This is a genomic window from Streptomyces sp. NPDC004327 (assembly GCF_042873935.1).
Classification (GTDB): domain Bacteria; phylum Actinomycetota; class Actinomycetes; order Streptomycetales; family Streptomycetaceae; genus Streptomyces.
Genome location: NZ_JBIAME010000001.1, coordinates 1,163,773 through 1,187,300, shown reverse-complemented (window position 1 = coordinate 1,187,300; position 23,528 = coordinate 1,163,773). Strand labels below are relative to the sequence as shown.

Sequence of the window (23,528 nt, the reverse complement as noted above, 5' to 3'; positions counted from 1 at the left end):
GCCGGGGGCGCTTCCTTGCGTCCACGCAGAGTCACCTGCCAGGATGGTGACGTGAAGCCTACCCACGCCTTCGTCTGCGGGCACCCGGCGCTCGACTTCGTGGCCACGCTCCGGGCCCGGCGCTCGACCCGGTTCGAGATGTTCGCGACCCCGGACCGGCTGAACGCCTGGTACCTGGAGTCCGGCCTCGTGGATGCGATCACGCCCGGCGACGAGGACGACGTCCGGGAGGCGATCACGGTACGCGAGGCCCTCTACCGGCTCGTCACCGACCGTCGCCTCGGCGAGAAGTTCGACCGCGAGGCGCTCGCCGTGCTCAACGGCGCCGCGCGCAAGGCCCCCGTGACACCGCAGCTCACGGCGGCGGGCCGGCACACCGACGCCACCCCCGAGCAGGCCCTGGCCACCGTCGCCCGGCAGGCCGTCGAGCTGCTCAGCGGCCCGGACGTCCCGCTGCTGAAGGAGTGCGGCAACCCCGAGTGCACGCGGGTCTACATCGACCGGTCCCGCGGCATGCGGCGCCAGTGGTGCGGCATGGAGTCCTGCGGCAACAAGATCAAGGCGGCCGCCTACCGCGCCCGCAAGAAGACCGCGGCGGCGCACTGACCTCCGGAGCCCACCGGCCGGAGGAGGTCCTTCTCCGGCCGGTGGGCTCCTCTACGTCCGGCGCGGGTGCTCTCCAAGAGGTCCCGGACGACCGCGACCGCCGGCTCCGCCGCGCCGTGCGTCCTTGCGGAACGGCTCAGCAACCTGCCGCGGTGCCTTTCCGGCGGACCTTGATGCTGTCGCTGTGCCGCATGTCCGAGCCGGGTGGGAGCGCCAGGCGATCACTGTCGTTGGCCGGAGTGCCGCCGGGCACCGTCAACCGCCTCCACACTGTCGGTGCCCGAGGGTCCACGAGCCGTCGTAGTCCCTTCTGGGCGCCGAGCACCCCGTTCAGGACGAGCCAGGCAGGCGCTGAGCGCTCACCGATGCGCGATTCGTCACCTGCTTGACAGGTGACGCACAGTGCGGCACGCTGACAGCAGTCGTCCAGGGCGGCAGCCGACGCGATCCACGATCAACGAAGTGGAGCATGGTCATGAGCGAAGAAACGGCCAAAGACACCCACGCCGCGGCTCGGTACGAGCGCTTCGGAACGCTCCCCGGGCGGATCCGGTTCGAGGACATGACCACCGAGGCGGAAGTCGATCCGGGCGGCACGGGCGCTGCCGCGTACGACCCCGAGAACTCGTGGAAGTTCTACTCCTGCGTGGCCCTCGACCTGGGCCTATAGCGCCCTCACCCCGGTGGCGAGGAGACTCTCGGCAACCGTCCGGGCAGGTAAGCCCAGGAAGCCATCGGTGCGAGGTGGGGCTGCGGAGCCGACGGCTCGCTCTCCCCAGCCCCACCAACCGTGTCCATCACGGCCAAAGTCCGACGCCGGGCGCCGGGCGTCGTTGCGTTACTGCGTCACTGCGTCACTGCGTCACTGCGTCACTGCGTCACTGCGTCAGGCGGACGCGGTCAGCCCTTGAGAGCGAAGAAACGCATCGGCGAATTCGGCCGGAATCCGATGCGCGGGTACACGGGCGCCCCGGCGACGGTGGCGTGCAGGGTCGCACGGGTCAGTCCGGTGGCCCGGGCGCCCTCGTACAGCGCCTTCCGCGTCACTGCCTCGCCGTATCCGCGGCGCTCCCACTCCGGGTCCGTGGCGACGAGTACGACGAAGAGCCGGCCGTCCGCTGCCACCGTCGCCGCGCACGTCACGGGAGTGCCTTCGCGCAGTCCCAGGTAGGCATGCACCTGCTCCTTCCAGAGGGTGGATCCGGCGATGCCGTCGCGGCCGGCCTCCAGAGGGAAGCCGTACGCGCGGGAGTTGATGTCCGCGTACGCGTCGAGGTGTTCGTCGGTCGACACGCGCACGAAGGTCAGGTCCGGGTGGACGGGCTCCGGCAGCGGCAGCAGGTCCCCCGCCATGCCCGTGCCGGGGAAGGCGTGGACCAGGCCCGCTCGGTCGGCCGCCGCGTCCAGCCCGGCACGCGCGTCGTCCTCGATCAGATCCTCGAAGACCCACAGGAAGCCCGGCTGTTTCTTCGAGCGCATGACATCGGCCGCTTCACGCAGACGTCGCTCCAGAAGCGCGGCGTCGGCACCGACGTCGGTCAGGGTGACACAGTTCCAGAAGGCGAAGCGGCAGTCGGCCCAGCGCACGGCGATGCCAGGGAGGTCACGCACGTCCGCGCCCCCGTCGCGGTCGAGCACCATGGCCCGCCAGACGACGGCGAGTTGCTCCATCGATTCGACAGAGTCCGCGAGAACTGTCAACGAAATCCCTCACTTTGTCGATGTTGTGAAGAAGGTCCGACGAGTGAACCACGCTTCCCGGTGGTCGTCCCCTGCCGCCGTGCCGCGCGCACACCCGTTTGCCGACCTTGGCGTGATCTGCAGGATCAACGGCTTGAGCCGGCCGCCGCCGGAGCCCTCGGTGACGCCGTTCCGGCGCAGTTGCTCCCACGCCTGGGCGACGGCCTGTCGCCATGTGGTGGTCTGGTCGCGCCACAACAAGTAATCGGGCGGCGATCGGGGGACGAGAGGTGCCAGCCGTCGTCCGTGTCCGTCCGCGCGAGGCCGACAGTATGCTCATACGGCTGACGTCGTACGGCAGAGTGCCCGGCGGGCGGAGGGCCGCCGACTTCGGCCACAACTCGGATCCGGGGGACATCGCATATGGACGCGAGCATCACGTCAGCCTTGATCGGGGCCGTCGCTGTCGGCGGCACGGCGCTGGGAACCGTACTCGGCGGATGGGTCCAGGCACGCGGCGGCCAGGCCCAGGCCCGGGCCGCCCAGCAAGCCGCCCAGATAGCGGCGGAGGCCACGCACCACCAAGCTCTCTACGACCGCCGCTGGTCGCTTCTGGCTGCGTACCTGCGGGCCGCCAGCGAATGCATGGAGGCCGCGGACCAGCTCTACAGCACGGACTCGCTGCCGGAGGCCCGGCGGCGCTGGCACGCGTTCACGCTCGCCCATGCCGAGGCCGAACTGGCGGCGCCGGCGGCGATTCTCGTTCCCATCGACAGTCTCCGCAAAGCCGTGGGACGCATGTACTGGACAGCCCAGCTTTCCGCCCCCGCGAAGCGCGCTCTGAAGGAGCTGCGCAATCGTGCGAAGCAGGGGGAAACGGCAGCGGTCCGGGCGGAGGATGCGTTCGAGAGACTCTGGGATACGGGTGAGCACGTGCCCCTCGCCCAGCGGGAATCGTCTCCGGAGTACGCGGACGCGAGGCAGGCGCTCGACGACCTTCCCGGATTCGGCAGCGAGCCGGCGGCGCTCCTCCTGAAGTTGACGAAGCAGCAGTGGGAGGCCGCCGGACGCGACCGGGAGGCGGGGAAGGAGAACCACCAGCTGGCGCGCAAGGAGTTGGTGTCGGCCGCACGGCAGGCGTTCGGCACAGACCGCTTCTGACGGAGTTCGCATCGGCGGCCGCGGCACAGGGCCGACTCCGGAAGCGCGGCATGCCTGCTCCGCCGGTACTGACGGAAGTCCGGTCGGAGCGGTACCGGCAGTGGCGGAGCAGGACGTGAGCCACAGGCGGATCGGCCGGGAGCCGTAGGCAGTGTCGTCGCGCGCGTAGGGCTAATGGGAGCCGGCGGCCACGGCGAGGATCGCCCGTACCTGGGCGATGATGTCGAGCCGGTTCCGTATGAACTCCGCGTCGGTGACCGTGCCCGTCGCCGGGTCGGTGTTTCCCGGGCCGAACTCGAGAACGGGCGTGTGCACATGTCCGCCGGGCAGCCGGGTGAGGCCGAGTCGGTCGCGCAGCAGCGTCGCCCGGTAGGCGATCTCGTTGGACAGGTAGTTGCCGCCCCCGCCCGCCCTGGCGACGGAGCCGGGCGTCGGCCCGCCGGGGCGGACCACGGGCGTGTCGGTCCCGGCCGGCAGCTCGGTCACCGAAGTGTTGTCGTACACCGGGAAACGACCGGTCGGAGCCTTCGTGATCGCCGCGTACGGAAGGGTCGTCGACGTCCACTGGGGCTGCGCGGCCGGGTCGGCGACGGGCACGGTCTCCGTGCGGGACAGGTTCTCGTTGTCGGGGAAGCCACCGCGCCAGGCTCCGTTGGTGCGCTCGATGTCGAACCGGCCCGGCCGGCCCTGGCTCACCGTGGTGAAGAGGTCCACCTCCGGCAGGTGCGGACGCAGGGTCCGCTCGACCGTGCCGTCGGCGAAGTCCTGCCAGCGGACGGGGAAGACGGCCGTCTCGACCCGGGCAAGAGTGCCGTCGGAGGCGCGCAGCCAGGTGCCGTCCAGAGCGAGCGCGGTGGCCCCTGAGGGGTTGCTGATCCGGGTGTCCCGGTCGAGCGTGAACGGGTCGAAGCCGGTCAGCAGGATGCGCTTCACGCCCTTCCCGGCCGGGTAGTGGATCGAGTCCTGGCCTCGCGAGGACCGTTCGAGCCGATCGATCAGTCGGGCCCGGCCCTCCTCGGTAACGGTGAATCCGGGGCGCCAGGCGCGGAGTTCGCGGGTCAGCGCGAGTCGGGCCCAGTACAGCGGGCGGTCGTCGTCACGTGACAGGTCGCCTCCCGCGTCCCCGCGGCCCTGTGCCCGGTCCACGGCCCGTCGCCAGAGCGCCGCCCCGTACCGGCCGACCGCCCGCTCGGCCGCGGCAAAGCAGCCGGCGTCGGCGAGGGCGTCGGCGAACTCCGGCGCCAGGGAGTCGAATCCGCTGCGCCGCAGGATCTCCTGGGGCGCGGCCCGGTCGAGTCGCGCCTCCTCGACGGAGGCGGAGGCCGTTTCGGGCGCCGAGGCGGAGGCCGTCTCGGACGCCGAGGCGGGCGGGATCGCCAGCACCAGAGTGACGGCGGCGAGGGGAAGGGCGAGTGCGCTACGTATCGAGGGCATCGGGGTCCTTAGTCCTTTCGTACGACCATGGCGTTCCGTCAGAAGTGGACCTTCGCAAAGGAACCCATGCTAGGGCGCCACTCGCCGTGCGCGCCCGGAGTTCCTCCAGGTGCTTGCAGAGATCCAGCCGCCGTCAGTGCCCACGGGGCAACGGGCGTGAAGCGTCGCGATCATGAAACCGCTCAGCGGCAGCGTCACGGACCGGGCGTCGGCTGATCCAGCTGATCCGGCTGCCGCAGTCGACATGTTGGCCGGCCAACCCATCAGCTGTTGAGCCGGCCTCGGCCACGAGACTGTGACGCAGCGGCTGCGTGACGCCACGGCCAGGGTCGATGTTCACCCCAGCCGCAGTACTGGATACTCGACCAAGTGACTGGCGGCCCCACGGCGGCCGGCCGCGAAGAGGTGCTCGCCCAGCTGACTCCCCGTGCGGGCGGACAGCACGAGATCCCCCGGGCCATCGACACGGTGACCTCCCTGTGGCCAGGGTGACTTCAGCCGTCGCGGAGGTTGTCGGCCGTCCGCCGCAGACTTCGCCCAGTGGGCCTCCGCAGAGGCCACGCCCCCGCCCCTGATACACCAACGCGGCGAGGCGCGGCGCATTCCAGAGCAGCCCGGCCGGCTCCGAAGGACTTCGGCGAAGGCCGAGCGAGGGCAACGCCGTATCCTGCAGCGGGGGCGGAGCAGACGCTGCTGATGCGCGCAGTCGTCCATTGCAGTGGGCGCATCCCCACTCCGGGGTACCAGGTACCCGACGAACGACCAGGAGGTTAATCAGTGATCGCGCTGTCCGCTATAGGGGGAGTGGCTCTGGTAGAACTGGGCATGGCCCTGACTCCGGGACCGAACATGATCCACCTCGCGTCCCGCGCGATCACCCAAGGCCGCAGGGCGGGCCTGGTCAGCCTCAGTGGGACCGCCGTGGGCTTCGTGTGCTACCTACTGGCCTCGGCTGCGGGCCTTTCCGCGCTGTTCACCGCCGTGCCGGTCGCGTACACCGTGGTCAAGCTTGCGGGGGCCGCCTACCTGGGCTACCTGGCCTGGGGCATGCTCAAGCCCGGCGGCCGTTCTCCGTTCGCTCCGGCCCAGGACCTGCCTCCGGTCTCCGACGCCCGCCTGTTTTCGATGGGGCTGCTGACCAACCTGCTCAACCCCAAGATCGCTCTGCTGTACGCCGCCCTCCTCCCCCAGTTCATGGATCCGCAGTCGGGTCCGGCCTGGGCGCAGCTGCTACAGCTCGGTTGCGTGCAGATCGTCGTGGGGATCACCGTGAACGGTGTGATCATGTTGGGCGCAGCACGGGTCTCGGGGTTCCTGGCTACCCGACCCCGCGTGATGACCGCTCAGCGGTTCGCGTCAGGCGGCATGCTCGGCATCTTCGCTCTGCGCACCGCACTGTCTCGCGGTCCCGTCTCCACGTGAGCCAAGCCGGGGTATTTGTCGCGCCGCCGGTATTGCATGCCGCGCCGGCTCATGCGGTGTGAGGCCACGGCGGCAATCACCTTGGTCGCTACATCGACGAAGCACGTCACGCGCGGGCGCTGAACGGGGTCCAACCTGATTCGGTGGGTGCGTCGTTGAGAGCCCGACGGTTGTGGTGAGACGTGAGGAAGCTCCTGGTAGGCGGGTTAACGACCGAGGTCGCCTGTCCACTGGGAACTTCCGCACCCTGACCACCTGTCCGGCGTCGATATGTCCGTCGCAAGCTCGGGCCACCTGACCGTCCGATTGCGGAACAGCCGCTGGGAGCGCAACACCCGATGGCGTCCTCTGACAGCGGGGCGGGGGCCTGTTCGTCCTGGCGCGGCCCCCTGCGATCCGGCCACACCGGCGCCCAGTTCGCCGCCAGGCTTCGGTTTCGGTGCCACCACCGCCTGGCGCTACATCGCCTAATCCGTCTGGCCCTGGCCATCCAGGCCCCGATCGGCTCCGTTCACGGATTGGATGCACCCGCAAGGCCCTGGCCCGGCATGAACTCGGACCGGCTGCCAACTGCCTGAGGTAAGCCCGCATCGGCGGGCCCCCGACGCGCTGTGTCGGCCCGCGCTCGTCGCACTGCAGGCCGGTCTTGCTGGGCGAACGGCGCACGGTTCCTGCTCTCCAGGCCCCAAACAGACACGGCGGCCTCCACCACTCACCAGCGTGCCTGGCACCGCTCTTTCCCGACGCCCCGGGCAACGGCTGGAAGCCTCTGTCCCATTCCGGATCAATCCACATCGATCACCGGGGCTGGGCCCGGAAAGTCCGGAGGGAGACCCTCAGGGGGAACCGTTCCGCGCACCAGCCCAGCAAGGTACTCAGTCAGGCTTCCGTTGTACTCGCACCAATCATCGTTGGCTCCCCGGACCAAAATCGTCCAGGGCTCAGATTCCAATACCCCAGTTCGCCAATAGAAGTAGTCTCCATCAATGGAATCCCCCCACGGGAAAAGACCACTCGATTCCGGAAACGGAACATAACCAAGGGACCGTCCAGTATCGCGAAGCCGACTCAGAACCTCGAGTTGCCCGCGCACGCCACGAACAAAATACTGCTCCATTCCCGGATCGGGAATGTGAACGCTCAAGAATTCGTCGACAGCAAAAGACGGGTACCAGTCGGAGAGTTCCATAAAATCCTGTGGCAACGCCACGCCAATCTCACCCTGGATGTATTGCCAATCGATCTCTCGTGCTACAGGGCTCCGGAAATCAACGAGTTGCGGAACCGCCCACTCTAGGTCTTCGACACTCAACAGGACACCCGGACTTCCTGGACTATTCTCGATCTCTGCATCAAAGAGGGTAGCTACCTGGGTGGTGGCCACCAACTTGACCCAGCAGGGATGCACTATCACCCAACCTCCATGGGATGCGTGCGGCCGCGGGGAGGCGGTCGGCGGCGGGCGGGGGCGCGAGTTCCTGGCCGCGATCGCACGAGCGGATCGAAGATCCACCTCGTCACCGGACGGTCCGGCCTGCCGGTCGCGGTCGCCATTTCCGCGGGGAACACTCACGGCAGTCTCCCGCTGAAGCCGCTCGTCGCGTCGATACCGCCGATCCGCAGCCGCCTCGGCCCCCGCCGCCGACGGCCCGACAAGCTCCACGGCGACAAGGGCTACGACTACCTCCACCTGCGGCGTCAGCTCCGCTCTCGCGCACCACGCCACGGGTCGCTCGCCGCGGCATCGAGACCTCACAGCGGCTTGGACGCCACCGATGGGTCATCGAGCGGACCATGGTCCTGGCTCGCCGGCTGGCGTCGGCTCCACCGCCGCTACGAACGCAAGCCGGAACACTTCCTCGCCCTCACAGCCATCGCCACCAGCCTCATCAACTACCGACGTCTCACCAAGTGACGTTCTAGTCGGCGTCGCTGACGGCTGTGCGAGAGGAGCTCGTGGTCACGATGTCGACGGCCGTACGCAAGGACGTCTCTTGCCAACCGAGCAACGCGCGATGATCGTGATCGACTGGATGATGCTCAAGCCGCGTTCAGCCAGCAGATCTTGAACGGCCTCCATCCCTTCACCCGCAAGGACGGGCCGGCATTGCTCGACGAGCGCAGTCCATCGTGCCGCTTCCTCGGGCCGTAGCCCAACGACGTGGTCGAACATGGCTAGACCTGCCTCCCTGAACTTGAGCGAGCGATAGTCCAGGGCTGGTGGCCGAGCCGTGCGGCGTGAGTTCGGAAGTCGAATCAGCCCAGACCATCGACCTTGCACTCGGTGTCGATCTCTTCGAGCGTCCAGCAGCGGTCGGCGTAATCGTCGCCGGCGACGCCTCCGGCTTCGAGGACGTGTGACAAGGAGGCACGGATCTCGGCAGCACCGTCGATGTGGCTGGAGACGCTGACCAGCAGGGCCGCAGGCCGGGCGATGGCCGAGCGCGGAGTCCAGCAGGCGTACGTCCTTGGGATCCCAGCCAACGAACAGGTGACCGTCCTGCTCGTCCATGAAGTCGATGAAGAGCTTCCCGTCCGACCAGTACCCGTCCTTGCCTGGCATCAGCCGGCCGAGCCGTGCGGCTGTCGCGGTCGACTCTCCCGCGGGGAACACGAAGACGCTGCACATGGGCGGAACGTAAACGGCAGCGCGGGCTGCTGCCAGGAATATTCGGCCCATTCAGGGGCTGTCTTCGTCGATGGTGACAGAGCGAGAATGATCAAGCGCAGCCTCATCCTCGTTCGCGCCATCGAACCCAGTAGTCGACCCCGTCGACCCGGTAGCGGCCCCCACCGTCGAACCGCCACTCGGCAACCAGCAGCTTCGCATCTGCCGGCGCTTGGCGGTGTGGGGTGAGCTGTGTCGTCAGCTCGTCATACCGGGGGTCGATACCTCCATGACCAGGATGGCGGTCGATCCCGGTGGTTCCCGCTTCGTAGCAGTCGTTCCACGCGACGAAGATCGCCCACTGTTCACGTTCTAGCGCGACCAAGGTCTCGTCCGCTGGCCACACGAAGTACTCATCTGGCACAACGGAGAAGTCCACGTCGTGGCACTGAAAGTAGTGAGGCACCCCATCGACGTCGACAAGCCCGTCGCGGGGACCGTCGTACCACTCCAACTCGGCATATACATGCTCGAATCCGTCAGCGACCAGTCGCCGTTCGTCCCAGATCTCACCCACGCGTGCAGGCTACCGGCGACCATCCCGGCACGGACATGAAGATCACGATCTACGGCTGGAGCGCTGAGGGGGGACTCCAGACAGCCCACCGCCGATCAGCCGGGGGTACGACCACGGCTTCTACCGCGACCAGGCCTGTGCGCGCAGCATCGTTCCCGCCGTTGCCCGATGTGGTACACCCCACGGCAGCGCCCCAGAGGTCTACTGAGGGGTCGTCGAGCGGGTCCTCGACCGGCTGCAGGGTTTCAAACGACTCCGCATTCTTCTGTTCGAAACGCCGAGCGGACATCCACGATGCGTTCCTCACGCTCACCTGCTGCCTGATGCCCCATCGGCAGGTGCCGTCCCCGACCTGACCACCAACTGCCGCACGCCCATAAAAGGCTCCAGCGCGCTGCTGGCACGAACTGCGATGCTCTGCCGTCCGCACCTGCCCCACATCCGGGTTGGGAATCGCCCCGAGGACAGCGGCCATTTACCATGACCGGCCTGACGAGAGGACGACCACCTGTGAGCGCACAGTCCCCGCACGACAGTCCAAAGATGGATACCGCGCTCTACCCAGAGCTCGGGCCCGACGCCGGCGACCCGGGCGCTGGGCTACGGCGCTTCGCGACAGCAGCAGGAATCACCCTGGCTCCCCTGGATGCCACGGAATGGACACAGGCGCCTCCCGAGCCGGTCGTTGTCGTCGTCGAGGCAGACCGTGGGACCGTCCGGGTCGTCCTGGAACGCGACCGGCACGAGATCCAGGTCAGGCTGACCCTGCCCTGGCTGGGAGCGGCCCTTTCCGGGTACGCCGAGACCCTGACGGACGTGGCACAGGCGATCGGCGACTGGCAGCGTGGCGACGCACTCACCGTGATTGCCGGCCGGCGAGCGTGGCTCACCGCCTGTCCGCGGGCAGTGGCCCACGAGGAGGGGCGCGCTGTCGAGTACGCGTGGGACGCGGCAAGGGCCGCGACCGCCGGCCAGAGCCACGGTCGTCTGGTGGAAGAGGCATTCAACACCCCGGAGCTTCGTCGACTCGCCCCGTTCGTCTCCCACGGAGGGCTCACGTTCCACCGTTCCCCCCTGCCCCCCTTCTCCGAGGACTTCTTCGCGATAGGTCCTGCCCAAAACAACAGCTGGCGGGTCGGCAGTCACGAGACACCACGGGGCACGCATACCGTAGTCGCCACCGTCGCCGAAGCGATCGCCCTGGTCGTAGAGGCGCTGCCCCCGGACTGCAAGTAGGAAGTGCAGACCGGCGACGCCGAGTTCGGCTACGGGCTGTCCGACTCTCAGGAGGGCTAAGCGTCGGGCTCAGACTCCCTCGGGGTCTGCTGCTGCGGCCCAGCGACGGATGTGCGGGTCGGGATGGACCCGGGCGGATGCGAGTGTGCTTTCAAGTAGTTCGTGCAGGGGCGGAGGGTAGACCGCGCGGGAGGCAGGCAGGCCCCGCAGGACACGGTGGCGCATCTGCAGGTCCGTGGCTTCGGCGAGCACCCGCAGGGATGCCTCCAGCCAGGCGGCCTTGATGTCCTGTGACTCGTCCAGCGCGGGATCACGTACCCCGCCGGGTCCGTACGCTGGAGACCGGTCTGCACGCAACGGCACCTGGGCGCTGTACCAGGCCCGCACGGCACCAGCTCGCTCGGCATCCGTGCCGGTCCGCAGATAGTCGACCAATGCCGCCATCACACGGCGGCGTCCGAATGCGTAGACCGCCGGCTCGACGAACCAGCGGCAGAAGCTGGAGTCCGGGTCGTATACGGCTGCCGCCATCAGCGGGACGAACCACTCCTCAGGGAGACTTTCACGTTCGAGCAGGGGCTTACGCACCGCATGGGCGAGCTGGCGGGCATGCCTGCCCTTCGATTCCAAGGCGACATCTCCGACGCCCAACAGCCGAGCCACCTCTGTCACGCACGTCAGGAATGAACGCGGTTCTATGCCGCTCTGCTCGTCTTCGACCACGGCAGCATTCTGGACCGGCCAGGTCAGCAGTCACGCGCTAAGGTGCGGCGGTGGAGGAAATCCCCTGGTTCGAGCACGACAAGAACGACCTAACCTCCGCGCAGCAGGAGTTCGCGGCTGTGCTTTCTGTGCGCGCGGGTTCCTGGTCGGTGGACCCGCTCGACACGGTCCTGCTGCCGGCGCACCACACCAGCTTCGGCGAGCTTCTGGCCTATCTGGACATCGGCGACCCGGAGCGCCACCAGGGTGTGCTGACCATCGGAGCCCACTACAACGGCACGATCGTGCGCGCGGACAAGCTCCACAACCAGAACTTCAGTCGCCCCGACGCACCGACCGAGTTCACCTTCGCCACAGCCGGCAACCCCACGGAGGCTGCGCTCCGGACGGCCGACTGGTTCGAGAGAGTCCTCGCGCGACCGCTGGTCCGCTGCGAGTGGCTGTACGAGGGGAAGGTCTACGCCTTCCGCTACGAGCACGCCGACAGCGGGCGAGGCCTCAGTGAGGTCTTCGAGCCGCCGCTCGCGCTACCTGAGCTGCGAGAACGTTTCGCGGCTGAAAGCGTCGACCGCGGGCGTGGCCGGATCAACCGTGCCGGACTGGGCGAACCCGACCAGGTGGTCCTTGTCCGAGGGGTGCTGTCCAGTCCGTAGTTGGGGGACGGCCCTTAGCGGCTGGCCCTGCCCGAGTCGACTCGAACATCATTTGCCGAGCAGCCCTCAGTCGCGGACCTCGGCCACAGCCTCGCGGACGTCGGGGTGCGGATCGTCGGCGAGTGCGGCAAGGAGTTCCGCGACGCCCGGAGTGGTCCAACGGCCCACCGTCCACACGAGGTCCTCCCGGACCCGGGGGTCGGGGTGGGCGGCGAGGGGGGTGAGGCGGTCGAGCGGTCCGCGGCGGCGCATGGCGAACCAGTGCAGCGCCTCGGACAGGACGGCCGGATCACCGGGTGTGCCGGCTGCCGCGATCCTGTCGAGCAGCACCTTGACGGGCGGCGGCGGCCCGTCGAGCGGATGAGGCAGCCGCTCGCGCAGCCGCCGGCCACCGTACTCGCCGCGGACGCGACATCCGAAGCACGTGCAGGGCCGCACGCCGTGGGCGTCCGGGCGGTACCGCCAGCCGACGAGCTGCGGCGCGGCCCTGATGCGGTGCACTTCGCGCGACCGGATCGCCCGTGGCACGAACACCTCCCAGCCACGCGGGTCGTCGAGCGTGGCGATCCGCCGTACCGCCTCGGCCGCGGACACCGTGTGCTGGGCTTCCCGCGGCCGGTCCCCGTAGTGCCCGACCAGCACTCGCTCGTCGTCGTCCAGTCGCACGTGTACGGCGACGAGCCCGCCCCGGCTGCCGAAGCGGGCCAGTTCGCGCAGCCACTGGTGGGTGAGCGTGTACGAGGCCAGCACCGGGAAGCAGTACACGCCTCGCGCGCCACCCTGCCCATGCGCGTCTGCCCGGATCCCGGACCGCCGCACGCGCGGCGCGTTCGCCGCGGAGGTCAGATGCACGAATATCGCCATGCCCCAGATCACACACCAGCACGTCGACGCTCCGCACCTGGTTTCCGGCCCGCCAATCGTGGTCCGGGCCGGTACTCATGCGTCCTGCCGGGTCGGGGGCTCCGCGGCCCGACCCTGACCTGGGGCGTCGGGGTGCTGATGTGGCCTAATAGGGGGCATGACACTGGACGAGGGTCGGCGCGTGCGGCTGGCGAGCGAGCTGGAACTGCCCCTGGCCGGTGACGTCGGCGGCCTTTCCCTCCGCCTCGCGGCAGGCAACGAGGGCACCGTCGAGCGCGTCACCGAGCACTCCCGCGAGGAGACCCCCGAAGCGCGCGAATACCTCCGGCTCGCTTCCCTCCTTGACGCGTACGGCCCCCAGATGCCGCCCGCCAGCAGGAAGCAGCTGGAGGAGCAGATCGAGGCGCTGGAGCCGGAGTGGCGCGCGTACGACCAGCGCCGTACTCGGGTGACCGTGCGTGTCCGTCTCGACAACGGCTTCCTTCTCGACGACGCGGAGGCGAACCTGTTCGCCCCGCTGGTGCCCTGAGCGACAGCTGCCGGCGTCGATCAAAGGAGCACCTCCCCGCGGGAGAGGAAGCGGACTCGGTTCAGACGCCTCGCCTGCCGGGCCGTGCCCTGTGGATCGTCCTTGGCCGGCCTCTCGTCGCCCCGATACCGTGCTGCCATGGCGGAGATCCTGCGGCACCCCCGACCCGGATTCACGTGGGACTGGTGGGCGGTCGATACCGCGGGCTTCCTGGTGCAGTTCGGTTGCGGTCCCGCCCCTGAGCCACTGTTGGCGCATCTGGACCGTGTCGACGCCGCGGCCGCCTGGGCGGAGGAACACCGCCCCGAGTGGTTCGGCGAACATCCCTTGCCGCCGCTCCACGCCTTCAACTGCAATGGCGAGTTGCCGACCTACACCCGACACGGTGTCCCGTGCTCCCCGTTGCGGCTGTCGGACGCGCCGGCAGTCATCGCGGAAGTCGCCACCTTGGTGCACCTGAGGCGGGCAGTGAGCGACACCTGGACCATCCACCTCGACGACGGATGGGTCGAGGGTCTGTCCGACGGGCCGTATGAGCTGGTCAGGGCCGTGGACTAGGGCTTGCAGCCTTGGCACTTGAACTCCTCGACTGCTCCCTGCCCGCGCGGGGATCGGGCGGGGAGCAGGTCGGGCCCTGCCTGGATCCCTGCCTAGCCGAGTTTCGGAGGGTTCTCGGCTGGACGGCGGCCCCAGGCCGAGATCAGCGGTGCGAGTGTCAGGTCGAGTTCGCCCGCGGCGATGGCGGCCAGGTGTACGTCGATCTCGGCGTCGTCGGCCAGGCCGGCCGCGAGCAGTTCGCCGCGAACGTGCCGGATGGTCGCCGCCTCCAGCCGGTCACAGGCCGGCCCGCCGACCGGGAAGAAGCCCGCTGCGGCGACGTCCACCAGGCCGGCCTCACGCAAGGCCCGTGGCAGTGTCCGGCCGTAGCGCAGATCCGCGCCGCGGCGCGCCAGCAGCTCACGGACCGCTTCGCGCAGCCGGTTGGCCCGCCGCTGTGCGGGGCCGCTGTCGTCCAGGCAGGCCAGTGGCTGCAGAGCGGTATCGGCGTCCTCGATCAGCAGCCGGCCGCCTGGCCGGAGCGCTGCCACCATGGTGGCCAACACGCGGGCCCGGTCGGGTACATGGACCAGCACGAGCCGGGCGTGCACCAGATCGAACGTCCCCGGCTCCGGAGGCGGATCAGCGGCGACGTCGTGGCGGCGCACCTCGTACCCGTCGCCTGCCTTCAGCCACGACGGGTCGATGTCCGTGGCCAGCACGTACCCGCTCGGACCGACGGCCGTCGCGAGCGCCTCCGGGATGCCTGGGCCACCGGCCCCCACTTCCCAGCAGCGCGAGCCGGCTCCGACGCCCAGTCGGTCGAAGTGCCCGCGCGTCACACCGTCGAACAGTTCGGCCAGCCAGACGAACCGCTCGCCCGCCTCGGCGCGCGCGTTGTCCAGCAGGTACCCGCGGCCAGGAGCGGACTCACCACCGGGCGCGGAGGGTCCGCCTGACGGATCCGGTCGGCCACCGACGCGCGACGAGCGAGACGAAGAGGTCATGCCTCCATGGTCGACCCTTCCGAGCTCCGCGCCGCCGGCGCCACGACGACGCGGGAGGGATGCCTCGCTTTGCCATCGAGCCCCCGCACGCCGTGCGGAGCGGTCCGGCATGGTCCGGCGCCGTGACACGCAACCAGTGCAGGTGGGGGCGCTGTGGGCAGGATGGGACGGGGGTATCGGAGCAGGTCAGGGGTTTCTGGTCTGCCCCTCCGGCGTTACTTCCGCTCCCCCGCTCGACGAGCCTCGTCGTCAGCTGTCCTGGCGTTCCGCCGGGAAGACGAAGAAGCCGTTGTCCGTGGTGAGGTACCCGTAGCCGGTGGAGCGGGAGAACAGCGGGATGCCGTCGCTGGGGAGGTCCTTGGCCAGGACCTTCTTCGTGCGGGCCTCCACCGCGAGCGTGCTCGTGCCGGATCCGCCGTCCTTGTCGGTGTCGCCGTACAGCACGCCGTTGGCGGAGAAGCGGCGCGGGGTCAGCGGGATCTCGCCGTCCGCCTGCTTCCACAGCTCCTTGCCGGTCCCGAGGTCCCACAGGGCGGTGCCGCTCTTCGTGTGGGCCGCCGCGAGCTTGTGGTCGGGAGAGAAGACCGAGGAGCCCTCGGTGTTGATCGTGTCGCCAGGGAAGTCGGCGTAGCGGTACGTGGTCGAAGCGCCGATCTGCTTCCTGCTGGCCAGGTCGTACGTCGCCGTGACGAAGGTGTCGGGCGAGAACGCGCCGGCGCCCCACGCGGTGAGGATCCGCCCGTCGCGTACGTCGAGGACGCGGACGGCGCCACTGGTGCGCTTGTGGTCCTTGTCCAGCTCCACGCCCTGGGGCGGGGTGACGTCAGCGGTGCTCCAGACCTTCTTCCCCGTGGCCAGTTCGGACATGACGAGCTGTTCGGGGTCGGTCTCGTACGTGGACGCGTTCTCCACGTGGAAGGTGTACGTCCCGGTGATCAGCGGGGCGTGCGCCTGCGCGCCGTCGATCTCCTTGTTGCGCGGGTCGTAGGAGCAGTGCGCGAGGGTGCCGGTGCAGGTGACCTTGCGGGGCTCGCCGCCGTCGATCGGCGTGAGCTTCAGGGCCCCCTCGCCGTCCTGCTCGATCAGGTGGCCCTCGCTGACCGAGACGCCCTTGCCGTCGCCCGCGTGCTCGATCGTGCCGAGCCGCGCTCCGTCGGCTCCGTACACGGTGACCGTGATGCTGCTCTTCGCCGCGCTGAGCCCGTCGGACTCCTGCGTGCTGGTCGTGGTGACCGCCACCGCCGGCACACCGTTGTGCCAGGTCGTGGCAGCTACGGTGCCGGCCTTCAGGGCGAGGGACTTGCGTACGGCTCCGCTCTTCACGTCCCTGAACTCCAGGGTCACCGCTTCCGGCTTGTCCAGGGAGTAGGCGGAGAAGAGCGTGCCGACCGTGCCGTCCAGGGGGTCGTTCTCGTATCCGCCGCGGGCGTAGTCGCCCTGAGCGGCCTTCACGAAGAGCAGGGCGTCGCCGAGGTCGATGGCCTTGGCCGGCGGCAGGCTCCATGCCTGCTGCTTGGCGAGGCCGGGCAGCGCAGGGCCGGCGTAGACCGGTCCCTTGGGCTTGGGGGCCTCGCTGCCGCCCTTGCCGCCGCCCTGGGCCGCGCTGCCGGGCGTGCCCTTGCCGCCGTCGCCGTCGGAGGAGCAGCCGGTCACAAGTCCGAGAGTCAGGACGAGACTTGTGGTGATCAGTGTGTGCTTCTTCATGTCCCCGCTGGTTTCGCTGAAGTGCGCATGGCAAGCGCAGATGATCTTCGCGAAAGCATAAGGTGTCCCGCCGGCTCTTCCCGAACACCCGGGTCTTTCAGCGCGAGTTCGGCGACCACGGTCCCGGCCGGGCCGCCCGCCCTCGCAAAGGTGCGTGCGGCGGACGGCCATCGATGGCCGCTACGAGGGCGGTTGCCCTCGTAGCGGACCGCGAGTGCCTAGGCGCCGGTGCGTCCGTCGACGAGTTCTCGCACGATGTCGAGATGCCCGTTGTGCCGGGAGGTTTCTTCGATGAGGTGGAGGATCACCCAGCGGAGGTCCACGTGCCGGCCGTCTCTGATGGGGCGCTTGGCCCTTGAGTTCAGGTCGTGGTCGGACAGCAGGCGACGGTAGTGGTCGCTCTGCTCCTCATACTCGGCGAGCAGTCGGGGCAACGGGATGTCGACCGCGGTACGCATCTCGGGGTCGGGGTCGTCGTCGCTCGCCTGGGTGAGCGGACCCGCGGGTTCCTCGCCCAGGAACATCACTTGGACCCAGTGGTACTCGACCCACCGCAGATGGCTGATCAGCCCGGACAGGGTCATCAGCGGCGAGTTCGGAAGCGGGGCTCTGACGGCGTCTTCCGCGGACACGCCCTCACACTTGGCTCGCGCCGTGTCACGGGCGTAGTCCAGGAAGGTCATCAGCTGCGTGCGCTCGTCCCAGGCGGGAGGCTTATCGGTTCGTTGTGTCATCGCGGGGAGTTTCCCGCAGGTCGGAGGGGCGGTCGAGTGATTAATGAGCGGGACCCGTCGAGTACTGCCTCATCCGCACGGGTACGCGGGCCCGACGAGATCCTTCGGACAGCCCTGAATGCACGATTTCGGAGCCGCTGTGAGGGCGGGCCGCTCCTCGCAGCTGGGCCAGGAGAGACGTCGCGTCGGGGGCCCGGCCCCCATGGTCCGGAGTCCCGCCGTCGAGGTCGGCCGTGACACTCGCACGCCCGCGCCCGTTGAACATGCCGACCGAATCGAGGAACCGACCATGAGCACAGTGGTGTTCACTGCCCCGGCTGCCGCCGAGGACGCGGAGCGGATGCGCCGCGCGTTCGCGGCCGCGAGCCGCGGTCTGCAGGTCTCCCCGTCCGGCCCTGAGGTCTGGGGGTGGCAGGGCCGCACGCTCGGGCGCCGCGTGGGCGCGAGCTGGCTGCGAGTGGTGTCCGCGCCGTCCGGGAAGGCCGGCGGACGACTCTGGGAGGGCACCGCCCTCGCGGACGCGGCGATGCCACGGGCGGTGCCGCGTCCGCGGCTGCGGGAACTCCTGGACTGGACGCGCGGACCGTACGCGTACCGGGCCGAGCTCACCGAGTTCGTCACCACGCCGGCGGTCGTCGCCGGCAGCCCGGTCCTCGACCGTGATCCCGGGCTCCCGGACGCCTGGTGGCGAGACCTGCGCGCGGCAACGGCCGCGATCGCCACCGTGCCGACGCATCGCGAGGCCGTGCGGCAGTCCTGGATCGACCGCAACCTCCGCACCTTCCTGGGCATCGCCCCCATGCGGATCGGCGACTGCACCACAGGGCACGCGGACCTCCACTGGGCGAACCTCTCCGCCCCGGCGCTCGTCGTCTTCGACTGGGAGGGTTGGGGGCGCATGCCGGTGGGCTACGACCCGGGTCTCCTGCACGCCTACTCCCTGACGGTGCCGGCGGTCGCCGCCCGCGTCCGCCGCGAGTTCGCCGACGTGCTCGGGGCGCCCGCCGGCCGGGCCGGGGAACTCGTCGCCCTCGGCCAGCTCCTCCAGGCCTGCAGCCGAGGCGTCCACCCGCACCTCGCCCCGTTGATCGCCCGGCACGCCGAGAGCCTCACCGGCACTCCGGTCCCCCGCCACTGACCTTGGCGCTCCGTCTCCGGAGGAGCACGGGCCTGCCCCATCCCCCCTCTACGTCGCCCCCCCCTGGCCGCGTTCGCGCGTCCGCCCCATCCGACCCGACCACGGAAGGGAAGCACCGTGACCACCACGAGCCCGCCGAGCCTGATGGGCGTCTTCGCCCACCCCGACGACGAGTCGCTTCTCGCCGGCGGAGTCCTCGCCCAGCACGCCGCCGCCGGAGCTCGCACCGCGGTCGTCACCGCCACGTGGACCGCGGACAGCCGGCGTATCCCCGAACTCGCGGATGCGCTCGCGGTCCTGGGCGCCGGAGCGCCGCGCCTCCTCGGGTACGCCGACGCCCGCAACCCCGCATCGGCGCCCGGCGGAGCCACCAGGCTCGTCGACGCACCGCTCGACGAGGCCGTCGGCCGCGTCGTGGCCACCATCCGCGCCTTCCGGCCTCAGGTGGTCGTCGGCCACGACTGCGTCGGCCAGCTCACCGGCCACCCCGATCACCGACGCGCCCATCAGATCACCCTCCTCGCCGTGGAAGCCGCACCGGTCGCCGCCCTGTACCCGGACGCAGGGGAGCCCTGGCAGCCCACGGCCCTGTACGCCGCCACCCATTCCGGCCACACGGTCGACCCGCTCGGCGACGTGCTGCGCACGGTCGGGAAGAGCGTCATCGCCGTTCCCGACTCCCACGTCACCACCATGGTCGACGTCTCCCCGTGGGCAGAGGTCAAGTGGGCGGCGATCTGCGCGCATCGCGGCGAGGTCGCCGCCGAACGGCCCCTGCCCGGCCTCCTCGCACGCCTCCCGGAAGCCGAGCGCGACCGGATCATCCGGTACGAGCACTTCACCCGGCTCACACCCGGCCCCTCACCGGCCACGCCCGGCCGACTGACCGCCTGACTTCACCCGACGGCGGTTGCCGGACGGCGGTGGTGGGGTCACAGTGGCGGGCTGTTCTCCCGCGATACGGTGCTGTCATGTCTGGATCAGTCGACACCGGATCAGTCCCGTCCCCCGTCACCGCGGACGACATCGACCTTGCCGTGCGGCTCGCCGTGGGCACCCTCCGGGCCGCGCCCCCTGAGGGGTGGAGCGGTAAGGCCGGTTCGCTGGAGTGGGACTGCTGGGAGACCGTCGAACACCTCGCCAACGACCTGTTCTACTACGCCGTGCAGCTGGGTCCGCAGAGCCCGCCGCTGGACACCCATGTGCCCTTCGCGTTGAGCCGGAAGAGGCCGGAAGCACCCATGGTCTTCGCCTACGCCGAGCGTGACGCGGGTCCAGCCGGTCTGCTGCAGGTGCTGGAGGCGTGCGGCGCGCTGCTGGTCGCCATGGTGCGTACGACGCCGCCCCACGTCCGCGCGCACCACGCCGCCGGAGTGTCGGACCCCGAGGGCTTCGCGGCGCTGGGGCTGCAGGAGACGCTGGTGCACATGCACGACGTGGCGGAAGGCTTCGGGCTTGACTGGACCCCGCCGTCCGCTCTCTGCTCGCGGGTGCTCGCCCGTCTGTTTCCGGAGGCGCCGGGCGGCGCGGATCCCTGGCTGACCCTGTTGTGGGCCACCGGCCGCGCCGAACTTCCGGGCCGCCCGCGTCTCACCACGTGGCGCTCGGACAGCACGGCGCGGTCGTAGGAGCAGAGCGGCTTCGGCCGCTGCAGCGGCAGCGGCCGGGCTGATGGTCCAGCGGGAAGTCGCCGTATACCCGGTGGTGATCACCACAGACCATGATCTACGTTCTGGGCACCGTACCGATGAACGAGAAGCCGAGGTCATGACCAACCACTGCTGCGAGACGATGAGCCTCAAGGTGAACGTGTCCTGCGACCAGCACGACGACCCCTTCGACTGTCCGGACGCGCTGATCAGGTTCAGCGCCAAGTTCCAGGAGTACGGGCTGATCATCCACGACGGCGGCAGGTCTTGCATCGGGATCGACTTCTGCCCCTGGTGCGGACAGCGCCTCCCGGAACCAGAGCGGGACCGATGGTTCGACGAACTGGAGCGCCGCGGAATCGATCCGTGGGAGGACGACGTCCCTGCCGAGTTCGAGGACGACCGCTGGCTCGCCGCGCTGCCTCGGGACTGACGAACCGACAGCCCCTCAAGCAGCGATCCGCGAACGGCGTGGGTGCCTTTCTCCGTCGGGTCCGGCGCACTGGGCGGGGGCGGCGTTCTCGGCGGCGCGGTGATCTACTGCGTACATTGACCATGCGGCCGGCTGGTCCGTACAGGGCTTCCGGCAGAGAGCAGACGAGGCTGTGATGAGTGAACTGACGAAGCCCGAGATCGATCTTCCGGAGGGTGACGCTCCCGCCGAACTGACGATCCGCGACCTCGTCGTCGGGGACGGGGCCGAGGCGAGGCCGGGCAATGTCGTCCGGGTCCACTACGTCGGCGTCACCTTCGAGTCCGGGAAGGAGTTCGACGCCTCCTGGGACCGGGGTGAGCCGTTCAAGTTCGCTCTGGGCGGGGGCCGCGTCATCAAGGGCTGGGACCGCGGGATCAGGGGGATGAGGGTCGGCGGCCGACGCGAGATCGTCATTCCCCCGCGTCTCGGCTACGGCAAGCAGTCGCCCACGCCGCTGATCCCGCCCGGCTCCACCCTCGTCTTCGTCGTCGACCTGCTCTCCGTCGCCGTCTGAGCCCGCCCGCCACCACCCGCACCGCCGCACGGCTGTGGCCCCTGCCGTGCGTGCCGCCCGGGCCGCCCATGCCGTCCGTGCCGTCCGTGCCGTGCGTGCCGTGCACGAATCGGCCCGCTCGCCGATCGGCACGGCATTCGATTCGTGGCGGTGTGGACGGGGTATCGCTTCCCTCGCCCGGGTCACGGACCATACTGGTCGGGCCCCGATCACCCACTGAACGGTTCCATGGCCAAGAACAGCGCACCAGCGACCACCGTCCCCGACACCACCTGGCTCGGGCGCGGGCGTCACCTCGGGTCCGAGCCCGAGCGGGACGTCCGGCGCAACCTGATCGCCCTCAAGGCGGCCCGGGTGATCGACGACTTCCTGCACCTCGACCCCGTCGAGGCGGCCCGCTCCACCGACATGTACCCGCGGGACGAGTCCGCCGACCCCGGCCCGCTGGCCCGCCGCGTCTTCGAGGCTCGCTGGCAGGCGGCCGACGGCGTCACGGTGCGCGCGCAGCTGACCACGTACGATCCCGAATCCCGCCGCGCCGGGGGCGAGGGCGTCGGCTGGGTCCTGGCCGCCGAGGCGGAACGGGCGTGGGAGGCCGGCTGGATCTCGCCCGCCACGGTGTTCTGGCCCGACAGTGAGCAGGTCGCGTGGGACCACGAGACGGTGGGCAACGTGCGGCTGCGGGCGGCGAACCAGCTGCCGAAGGACGACGACGAGCTGCGTCGCCTGCTACGGGACTGCGCGCGGGAGAGCTGGTTCATCCATGTCGTGGTGCACGAGGCGATGACACCGGGCGTCCTGGGGCAGCGGCCCGTCACGGCGTTCCTGCCCCCGAGCCTGCGCCACCGGGTGGTCGAGCACCGTGCCACACCGGAGCAGGCGCTGATCGCCGACTTCGCCATGAAGAAGGAACTGGGTGTGGGGATGCCGCGCGGCGGCGCCGTCGTCCTGCCCGGCGTGCCGCAGGTCTCCGGCTACGACGCGGAGCGCTTCACAGTGCGCAACGTCTTCCTGGACGGCACCGAGCCGACCGAACTCCTCAGCAAGATCGTGGAGTTCGCCGCGCTGCCGCGGCCGCTGCCGGCCGGCGCCGAACAGGTCCTCGCACGGCTGCGGAACGGCTGGCACCTTTACACCCCGGACGAGGAACTCGTCCACGCACGGACCATGGTGACCAAGTACGCCAAGGCGCTCGAAGCCATGACGGCGTCCTGTGACCTGTACCGGGAAGCGGCCGAGTCGGCGCTCGCCGCGCTCGCCGAGGCGACCAGCGGCGACAACGCGCCCCGGACGCCCGCACCTCCCACGGCCAAACCCGACACCACCCCGCTGAAGACCCTCACGAAGACCTTCGGCCTCTTCCGGGGCCCGAAGGGGTAGACGCGAACGGGACACCGGGACCGGGAGCCGGACCGGGACCGGGAACCGGACCGGGACCGGGAACCGGACCGGGACCGGGACCGGCGCTCGGAGCGCGTACGAGGACGCGTCCGCTGTCCGGTTGACCCGGGCTCCGGGCCAACCGGACGGGCTCGGCGGTCAGCTGTCGCCGAGGGCCAGCTTGATGCCGAAGCCGACGAGTACGGTGCCGGTGATCGCGTCGATGGCCCGCCGCACCGAGCCGCGGTTCAGCCACCCGCGCACGAGCTGCGTACCGAAGATCAGCGCGCTGAACCAGACCAGCCCCTCCAGGTCGTGCACGATCGCCAGGACGACCCCCATGAGCAGATGCGGGGCGCCGGCGGGGATGAACTGGGGCAGCATCGCCATATAGAAGACGCCGTTCTTCGGGTTCAGCAGGCTGGTGCCCAGGCCGCGCGCCCAGGACCGCGCCCACGTCTCCTCCGCGGTCGGGGCTCCTGCCCGGTCCCCTGCCGCGTCCGCCGACGCCGGGCGGCCGCGCTCCTTGAGCGTCTGGCGGATCATGCCGATGCCCATCCAGGCCAGGTACGCGGCGCCGGCCACGCGCAGCGCGTCGTACAGCAGGCGGGATGCCGTGAGCACCGCCGAGGCACCGACCGCGGCGGCCACTCCCCACACGAGTACGCCGCTGAGGATCCCCAGCGCCGTCGCGAAGGCCCGGCGCCGGCCCAGGGTGATGGCGGAGCGCAGCACCAGAGCGGTGTCGAGTCCCGGCATGACGGTCAGCATGCCGGCCACGACGGCGAAGGAGACGATGGCAGAGGAAACGGTCATGCGGTCATCCTGGAACCGCGGCCGCGATCACGTCCAACGACGTCTGCTGTATCACGCATCAGCAAAACTGATACGGCTGCT

At 69.9% G+C, this 23,528-nt stretch carries 26 protein-coding genes and 2 pseudogenes; 17 read left to right on the top strand and 11 right to left on the bottom strand.

Annotated elements, in window-relative coordinates; all coding sequences use genetic code 11:
- The first annotated feature begins 51 nt into the window (after window positions 1-51).
- Window positions 52-606 carry a CGNR zinc finger domain-containing protein gene (locus ACFYU9_RS05180; protein WP_389342549.1) on the top strand — a complete coding sequence of 185 codons (555 nt, stop codon included), beginning with the start codon at window positions 52-54 and terminating at the stop codon, window positions 604-606.
- Window positions 607-1,081: 475 nt separating this feature from the next.
- On the top strand, window positions 1,082-1,276 hold the full coding sequence (locus tag ACFYU9_RS05175) for a hypothetical protein (protein WP_389342546.1): 195 nt from the start codon (window positions 1,082-1,084) through the stop codon (window positions 1,274-1,276).
- Between the two features lie 230 nt (window positions 1,277-1,506).
- On the opposite strand, the gene ACFYU9_RS05170 is transcribed toward ACFYU9_RS05175, so the two are convergent.
- The gene (locus ACFYU9_RS05170; protein ID WP_389342543.1) at window positions 1,507-2,307 is read right to left on the bottom strand and encodes a GNAT family N-acetyltransferase; all 801 of its coding nucleotides are present in this window, start codon (window positions 2,305-2,307) and stop codon (window positions 1,507-1,509) included.
- 402 nt (window positions 2,308-2,709) lie between these two features.
- On the opposite strand from ACFYU9_RS05170, the gene ACFYU9_RS05165 reads away from it, so the two are divergent.
- Window positions 2,710-3,447, top strand: coding sequence for a hypothetical protein (locus tag ACFYU9_RS05165; RefSeq protein ID WP_389342540.1), 738 nt, complete (start codon window positions 2,710-2,712; stop codon window positions 3,445-3,447).
- Between the two features lie 171 nt (window positions 3,448-3,618).
- Here the strand turns inward: ACFYU9_RS05165 and ACFYU9_RS05160 are convergent, their stop codons facing one another.
- A complete protein-coding gene (locus tag ACFYU9_RS05160) occupies window positions 3,619-4,881 on the bottom strand; it encodes a pyroglutamyl peptidase (protein WP_389342537.1) in 1,263 nt (420 codons plus the stop codon).
- Between the two features lie 369 nt (window positions 4,882-5,250).
- Here ACFYU9_RS05160 and ACFYU9_RS05155 point away from each other — a divergent pair, with 369 nt between their 5' ends.
- Together ACFYU9_RS05155 and ACFYU9_RS05150 are read left to right on the top strand one after the other, a co-directional pair.
- A complete protein-coding gene (locus ACFYU9_RS05155; RefSeq protein ID WP_389342534.1) occupies window positions 5,251-5,373 on the top strand; it encodes a hypothetical protein in 123 nt (40 codons plus the stop codon).
- 285 nt (window positions 5,374-5,658) lie between these two features.
- The gene (locus tag ACFYU9_RS05150) at window positions 5,659-6,303 is read left to right on the top strand and encodes a LysE family translocator (protein WP_389342531.1); all 645 of its coding nucleotides are present in this window, start codon (window positions 5,659-5,661) and stop codon (window positions 6,301-6,303) included.
- Window positions 6,304-7,087: 784 nt separating this feature from the next.
- Here the strand turns inward: ACFYU9_RS05150 and ACFYU9_RS05145 are convergent.
- Window positions 7,088-7,687 carry a hypothetical protein gene (locus ACFYU9_RS05145; protein WP_389342528.1) on the bottom strand — a complete coding sequence of 200 codons (600 nt, stop codon included), beginning with the start codon at window positions 7,685-7,687 and terminating at the stop codon, window positions 7,088-7,090.
- 18 nt (window positions 7,688-7,705) lie between these two features.
- Between ACFYU9_RS05145 and ACFYU9_RS05140 the strand changes: the two are divergent.
- Window positions 7,706-8,218: pseudogene (locus ACFYU9_RS05140) on the top strand (IS5 family transposase).
- A 341-nt stretch (window positions 8,219-8,559) separates the two neighbouring features.
- Here ACFYU9_RS05140 and ACFYU9_RS05135 read toward each other — a convergent pair.
- On the bottom strand, window positions 8,560-8,787 hold the full coding sequence (locus tag ACFYU9_RS05135; RefSeq protein ID WP_389342525.1) for a hypothetical protein: 228 nt from the start codon (window positions 8,785-8,787) through the stop codon (window positions 8,560-8,562).
- 248 nt (window positions 8,788-9,035) lie between these two features.
- The gene (locus tag ACFYU9_RS05130; protein ID WP_389214408.1) at window positions 9,036-9,488 is read right to left on the bottom strand and encodes a hypothetical protein; all 453 of its coding nucleotides are present in this window, start codon (window positions 9,486-9,488) and stop codon (window positions 9,036-9,038) included.
- A 100-nt stretch (window positions 9,489-9,588) separates the two neighbouring features.
- Between ACFYU9_RS05130 and ACFYU9_RS05125 the strand changes: the two are divergent.
- Together ACFYU9_RS05125 and ACFYU9_RS05120 are read left to right on the top strand one after the other, a co-directional pair.
- Window positions 9,589-9,844, top strand: a pseudogene (locus tag ACFYU9_RS05125) (IS5/IS1182 family transposase); the annotation flags it as partial.
- Between the two features lie 187 nt (window positions 9,845-10,031).
- Window positions 10,032-10,724 (top strand): DUF6193 family natural product biosynthesis protein, encoded by a 693-nt coding sequence (locus ACFYU9_RS05120; protein ID WP_389342522.1) that lies wholly within the window; start codon window positions 10,032-10,034, stop codon window positions 10,722-10,724.
- Window positions 10,725-10,793: 69 nt separating this feature from the next.
- On the opposite strand, the gene ACFYU9_RS05115 is transcribed toward ACFYU9_RS05120, so the two are convergent.
- Complete coding sequence (locus ACFYU9_RS05115) at window positions 10,794-11,447, bottom strand: hypothetical protein (RefSeq protein WP_389342519.1); 654 nt, start codon at window positions 11,445-11,447, stop codon at window positions 10,794-10,796.
- Window positions 11,448-11,497: 50 nt separating this feature from the next.
- Here ACFYU9_RS05115 and ACFYU9_RS05110 point away from each other — a divergent pair, with 50 nt between their 5' ends.
- Window positions 11,498-12,100: a hypothetical protein gene (locus ACFYU9_RS05110; protein ID WP_389342516.1), complete on the top strand. Its 603-nt coding sequence runs from the start codon at window positions 11,498-11,500 to the stop codon at window positions 12,098-12,100.
- Between the two features lie 66 nt (window positions 12,101-12,166).
- Here the strand turns inward: ACFYU9_RS05110 and ACFYU9_RS05105 are convergent, their stop codons facing one another.
- A complete protein-coding gene (locus ACFYU9_RS05105; protein WP_389342513.1) occupies window positions 12,167-12,964 on the bottom strand; it encodes a HEAT repeat domain-containing protein in 798 nt (265 codons plus the stop codon).
- A 157-nt stretch (window positions 12,965-13,121) separates the two neighbouring features.
- Here ACFYU9_RS05105 and ACFYU9_RS05100 point away from each other — a divergent pair, with 157 nt between their 5' ends.
- Entirely contained in the window at window positions 13,122-13,493 is a 372-nt protein-coding gene (locus ACFYU9_RS05100) for a hypothetical protein (RefSeq protein ID WP_389342510.1), read from the top strand.
- 138 nt (window positions 13,494-13,631) lie between these two features.
- Window positions 13,632-14,051: a hypothetical protein gene (locus ACFYU9_RS05095; protein ID WP_389342507.1), complete on the top strand. Its 420-nt coding sequence runs from the start codon at window positions 13,632-13,634 to the stop codon at window positions 14,049-14,051.
- Window positions 14,052-14,143: 92 nt separating this feature from the next.
- Here the strand turns inward: ACFYU9_RS05095 and ACFYU9_RS05090 are convergent, their stop codons facing one another.
- The 3 genes from ACFYU9_RS05090 to ACFYU9_RS05080 all read right to left on the bottom strand — a co-directional run bounded on the left by ACFYU9_RS05090 (window position 14,144) and on the right by ACFYU9_RS05080 (window position 17,475).
- The gene (locus ACFYU9_RS05090) at window positions 14,144-15,037 is read right to left on the bottom strand and encodes a methyltransferase domain-containing protein (RefSeq protein ID WP_389342504.1); all 894 of its coding nucleotides are present in this window, start codon (window positions 15,035-15,037) and stop codon (window positions 14,144-14,146) included.
- Between the two features lie 249 nt (window positions 15,038-15,286).
- Complete coding sequence (locus tag ACFYU9_RS05085; RefSeq protein WP_389342501.1) at window positions 15,287-16,741, bottom strand: hypothetical protein; 1,455 nt, start codon at window positions 16,739-16,741, stop codon at window positions 15,287-15,289.
- A gap of 218 nt (window positions 16,742-16,959) precedes the next feature.
- Window positions 16,960-17,475: a DinB family protein gene (locus tag ACFYU9_RS05080; RefSeq protein WP_389342499.1), complete on the bottom strand. Its 516-nt coding sequence runs from the start codon at window positions 17,473-17,475 to the stop codon at window positions 16,960-16,962.
- Window positions 17,476-17,764: 289 nt separating this feature from the next.
- Here ACFYU9_RS05080 and ACFYU9_RS05075 point away from each other — a divergent pair, with 289 nt between their 5' ends.
- The 6 genes from ACFYU9_RS05075 to ACFYU9_RS05050 all read left to right on the top strand — a co-directional run bounded on the left by ACFYU9_RS05075 (window position 17,765) and on the right by ACFYU9_RS05050 (window position 22,631).
- The gene (locus tag ACFYU9_RS05075; protein WP_389342496.1) at window positions 17,765-18,613 is read left to right on the top strand and encodes a hypothetical protein; all 849 of its coding nucleotides are present in this window, start codon (window positions 17,765-17,767) and stop codon (window positions 18,611-18,613) included.
- Window positions 18,614-18,730: 117 nt separating this feature from the next.
- On the top strand, window positions 18,731-19,507 hold the full coding sequence (locus tag ACFYU9_RS05070) for a PIG-L deacetylase family protein (RefSeq protein WP_389342493.1): 777 nt from the start codon (window positions 18,731-18,733) through the stop codon (window positions 19,505-19,507).
- Between the two features lie 77 nt (window positions 19,508-19,584).
- A complete protein-coding gene (locus tag ACFYU9_RS05065) occupies window positions 19,585-20,241 on the top strand; it encodes a hypothetical protein (RefSeq protein WP_389214435.1) in 657 nt (218 codons plus the stop codon).
- Between the two features lie 139 nt (window positions 20,242-20,380).
- Window positions 20,381-20,695 (top strand): DUF6980 family protein, encoded by a 315-nt coding sequence (locus tag ACFYU9_RS05060; RefSeq protein WP_389342490.1) that lies wholly within the window; start codon window positions 20,381-20,383, stop codon window positions 20,693-20,695.
- Between the two features lie 175 nt (window positions 20,696-20,870).
- The gene (locus tag ACFYU9_RS05055) at window positions 20,871-21,251 is read left to right on the top strand and encodes an FKBP-type peptidyl-prolyl cis-trans isomerase (RefSeq protein ID WP_389214441.1); all 381 of its coding nucleotides are present in this window, start codon (window positions 20,871-20,873) and stop codon (window positions 21,249-21,251) included.
- 228 nt (window positions 21,252-21,479) lie between these two features.
- Window positions 21,480-22,631 carry a hypothetical protein gene (locus tag ACFYU9_RS05050; protein WP_389342487.1) on the top strand — a complete coding sequence of 384 codons (1,152 nt, stop codon included), beginning with the start codon at window positions 21,480-21,482 and terminating at the stop codon, window positions 22,629-22,631.
- 159 nt (window positions 22,632-22,790) lie between these two features.
- Here the strand turns inward: ACFYU9_RS05050 and ACFYU9_RS05045 are convergent, their stop codons facing one another.
- Window positions 22,791-23,447: a LysE family translocator gene (locus tag ACFYU9_RS05045; RefSeq protein WP_389342484.1), complete on the bottom strand. Its 657-nt coding sequence runs from the start codon at window positions 23,445-23,447 to the stop codon at window positions 22,791-22,793.
- Between the last annotated feature and the right edge of the window lie 81 nt (window positions 23,448-23,528).

Bases quoted from the DNA above. Each gene is read 5' to 3' on its own strand.
- ACFYU9_RS05175 (WP_389342546.1), top strand. From the start codon at position 1,082: ATGAGCGAAGAAACGGCCAAAGACACCCACGCCGCGGCTCGGTACGAG.
- ACFYU9_RS05165 (WP_389342540.1), top strand. From the start codon at position 2,710: ATGGACGCGAGCATCACGTCAGCCTTGATCGGGGCCGTCGCTGTCGGC.
- ACFYU9_RS05160 (WP_389342537.1), bottom strand. From the start codon at position 4,881: ATGCCCTCGATACGTAGCGCACTCGCCCTTCCCCTCGCCGCCGTCACT.
- ACFYU9_RS05120 (WP_389342522.1), top strand. From the start codon at position 10,032: ATGGATACCGCGCTCTACCCAGAGCTCGGGCCCGACGCCGGCGACCCG.
- ACFYU9_RS05105 (WP_389342513.1), bottom strand. From the start codon at position 12,964: ATGGCGATATTCGTGCATCTGACCTCCGCGGCGAACGCGCCGCGCGTG.
- ACFYU9_RS05100 (WP_389342510.1), top strand. From the start codon at position 13,122: ATGACACTGGACGAGGGTCGGCGCGTGCGGCTGGCGAGCGAGCTGGAA.
- ACFYU9_RS05095 (WP_389342507.1), top strand. From the start codon at position 13,632: ATGGCGGAGATCCTGCGGCACCCCCGACCCGGATTCACGTGGGACTGG.
- ACFYU9_RS05090 (WP_389342504.1), bottom strand. From the start codon at position 15,037: ATGACCTCTTCGTCTCGCTCGTCGCGCGTCGGTGGCCGACCGGATCCG.
- ACFYU9_RS05085 (WP_389342501.1), bottom strand. From the start codon at position 16,741: ATGAAGAAGCACACACTGATCACCACAAGTCTCGTCCTGACTCTCGGA.
- ACFYU9_RS05080 (WP_389342499.1), bottom strand. From the start codon at position 17,475: ATGACACAACGAACCGATAAGCCTCCCGCCTGGGACGAGCGCACGCAG.
- ACFYU9_RS05075 (WP_389342496.1), top strand. From the start codon at position 17,765: ATGAGCACAGTGGTGTTCACTGCCCCGGCTGCCGCCGAGGACGCGGAG.
- ACFYU9_RS05065 (WP_389214435.1), top strand. From the start codon at position 19,585: ATGTCTGGATCAGTCGACACCGGATCAGTCCCGTCCCCCGTCACCGCG.
- ACFYU9_RS05060 (WP_389342490.1), top strand. From the start codon at position 20,381: ATGACCAACCACTGCTGCGAGACGATGAGCCTCAAGGTGAACGTGTCC.
- ACFYU9_RS05055 (WP_389214441.1), top strand. From the start codon at position 20,871: ATGAGTGAACTGACGAAGCCCGAGATCGATCTTCCGGAGGGTGACGCT.
- ACFYU9_RS05050 (WP_389342487.1), top strand. From the start codon at position 21,480: ATGGCCAAGAACAGCGCACCAGCGACCACCGTCCCCGACACCACCTGG.
- ACFYU9_RS05045 (WP_389342484.1), bottom strand. From the start codon at position 23,447: ATGACCGTTTCCTCTGCCATCGTCTCCTTCGCCGTCGTGGCCGGCATG.